Source organism: Bacillus sp. LL01, assembly GCF_001037965.1.
The window spans coordinates 1-3,132 of the sequence record NZ_LFEL01000274.1 but is presented as its reverse complement, the minus strand read 5'-3'; the positions used below and the strand labels follow the sequence as shown (position 1 = coordinate 3,132).

At 44.7% G+C, this 3,132-nt stretch carries 2 protein-coding genes; both read right to left on the bottom strand.

Annotated elements, in window-relative coordinates; all coding sequences use genetic code 11:
• On the bottom strand, positions 1-2,210 hold a 2,210-nt coding region (gene nirB / locus AB685_RS29310; RefSeq protein ID WP_047974140.1), incomplete at its 3' end, for a nitrite reductase large subunit NirB.
• Between the two features lie 65 nt (positions 2,211-2,275).
• Positions 2,276-3,118, bottom strand: coding sequence for a formate/nitrite transporter family protein (locus AB685_RS29305; RefSeq protein WP_047974139.1), 843 nt, complete (start codon positions 3,116-3,118; stop codon positions 2,276-2,278).
• Positions 3,119-3,132 lie beyond the last annotated feature (14 nt).

Sequence of the window (3,132 nt, the reverse complement as noted above, 5' to 3'; positions counted from 1 at the left end):
AAATGAGACGTCCGCTCTAAGTACCTCGCGTGCTCGCGGTAATATTGAAGAAAGGCGCTGATCGTATCAATGATTTCTTCTTTCGTTTTCACTTTACAGAACAAGTCACCACCACGAAGATCGACACCACCATTTCCACCAACGTACAGCTCCCATGCCCCTTCGACACCAACAATACCAAAGTCCTTTATGCCCGACTCGGCACAATTTCGCGGACAAGCCGAGACTGCCATTTTCACTTTATGAGGGGTGTTGATGTATTCATATTTCTTCTCAAGCTCAATTCCTAGCCCAATCGAATCCTGTGTACCAAAGCGACAGAACTGCTCCCCGACGCAGGTTTTGACCGTACGAAGTGCTTTCGCATAGGCTGAACCTGACCTCATCCCTAAATCATCCCATACCTTAGGAAGATCCTCTTTTTCGACACCAAACATATCAATCCGTTGTCCACCAGTCACCTTCAAAAGAGGGATGCTGTACTTATCCGCGACATCGGCAATTTTTCGAAGCTGCTCGGCGTTTGTGACCCCACCATACATTCGAGGCACGACTGAAAATGTACCGTTGTGATTGATATTGGCATGAACACGCTCGTTAACGAAACGAGAGGACGGATCATCGGCATTTTTAATCGGGTCGACCATTTGTAAATAGTAATTAATCGCCGGTCGACACTTCGAACAGCCTTCATCTGACTCCCAGCCAAGTACATTCATCACTTCACGTGGATGCGACAAGCCAAGCTCGCGAATCTCAGCCACGACCTCCTCATGCGTATACTCCGTGCAACCACACATCGCCTCTTTTGCGTTACCCACTTCTTCACCGGTTGTGAGAGTTAGTAAATCGGCAACAAGTGGTTTACAGCCTCCACAAGATCGTCCTGCATTCGTACACAGCTTCACTTGGTCAACCGTCGTTAATCCTTGGTCTGAAATCGCCGAACAGATCTCCCCTTTTGAGACCCCATTACAGCCGCAAATGGTTTCCCCATCAGCCATCGCCACAACTGGACTCACTTTCGATTCTGATCCACTTTCAGAAGGTAAGATCGCCACCTTACTCATTTCAGAAATGTCTTCCCCACTTCTCATCATGTTCAGCAAGCGAGGTGAATCCCCCGTATCGCCAAAAAGTACCGCACCGACGACTTTGTTATCTTGAACGACCACTTTTTTATACAGGCCTTCAAATTCATCATGAACGCGAATCGCTTTTGTTTTCTCATTATCTTGAAACATGCCTGCTGAGAACACATCGACACCCGACACCTTTAGCTGCGTATACACAATCGAACCTTGATAACCAGGCTCAGATGTTTTTTCCGTTGAGCAAATATGAGCCGCCAACACTTTCCCTTGTTCATAAAGAGGAGCAACCAATCCGTAGGCGATCCCTCTATGCTCTGCACATTCCCCGACTGCATACACGTTTTTAACACTTGTCTCCATATAATCATTGACGACAATCGCCCGATCCGTTTTTAAGCCACTCTTTTTTCCCAGCTCAATATTCGGTTTAATCCCAACTGCCATGACGACAAGATCGGTATCAATGCTCGTTCCGTCTGTAAAACGAACCTCTTCCACTCGCTTCTCGCCAAGAATTTTTTCTGTATTTTTCTTCAGGTGAAATGTCATTCCTTGAGCCTCTAGCTCTTCTTGTAGCATTTTCCCAGCTGGTTCATCAAGCTGCCTCTCCATTAAAAAGTCACTAATATGAATCACATCAACATGCATGTTTAAATTGAGGAGACCACGTGCTGCTTCAAGTCCCAGAAGACCGCCACCGATGACGACTGCCTTCTGATAGTTTTTAGACGTTTCAATCATCGTCTCGCAATCCTTTATATTACGAAACGCTATGACGCCTTCCTTGTCAGCACCAGGCAATGGCAACATAAATGGATTCGACCCAGTCGCAAAAATCAATTTATCATAGTTACAGGCTAGCCCGCTTTGACTGTAGACGACTTGTTTTTTCGTATCGACTTTGATGATTGGGTCACCAGTATGCAACGTAATATTGTGCTCTGCATACCACTCATATGAATTTAAAACGATGTCATCGACAGTAGAATCCCCTTGAAGAACAGAAGATAGCATAATGCGGTTGTAGTTCGGATGTGGTTCTTCTCCAAATACTGTCATACTGAAGCGTTCAGGGTCTTTCTTCAAAATCTCCTCTAATGTTCGAACTCCTGCCATACCATTCCCAATTAGCACTAGTTTCTCTCGCAAGTGGAATCTCTCCTTTTTAATAGATGATCTCTTTATTTAATAGAAGCTACTTTCTCATTCACAACGACTTCTTGTTCCTCTACTTTGCTTGCCACTTTCTCGTTTGCCTTTTGAGGATTAATCAACCAATWCAGACATCCTACAAATAAAGCTCCTCCGACAATGTTTCCTAGCGTGACGGGGATCAAATTATGAAGAAAACCAGCCACCGTGATGGTTTCAGGATGCGGATGAACAAGCGCCAATCCAAGCACCGTCATATTCGCAATGCTGTGCTCATAGCCTGAAGCAATAAAGGCAAACAGCATCCAAAAGATCAAAATCAATTTTGCCGCATCATTTTTTGTCCGTAATGCAGTCCAAATCGCTAAACAGACTAACCAATTACATAAAATGCCGCGAAAGAACAGTTCACTCGTACTTAAACTCATCTTATCTGCAGCAGAAGTCATCAAAAGATGGTCCATTTCGATCCCGGAGAAAATACCTGATGCCAAGATTAAGAGACAAAGTCCCGCAGCCCCTATGAAATTCCCGAGATAGCACCAAAACCAATTCGTTAGCGTATCACGCCACGTCGTTAAACCAGATAAGGTACTGACGGTGTAGACCATATTATTTCCAGTAAACAACTCCGCACCAGCAAAGATTACGAGTGTAAGAGCGATACCAAAGGATAACCCCATTACAAGGGAGGTCACCGGCATCGACATTTCAGCTAATGGCGCTCCTACAGACATAATCAACACAATCCCAAGCCCCACATAAGCACCAGCCAATGAGGCAGAGATCAAATAACGAAAACGACTTGCATCCAGCTGTTTCTTTTTTGAAAGAGCCATCCCATTCAATGCACCTAACGTATCCTTAAACATATTCGTAATCCTTT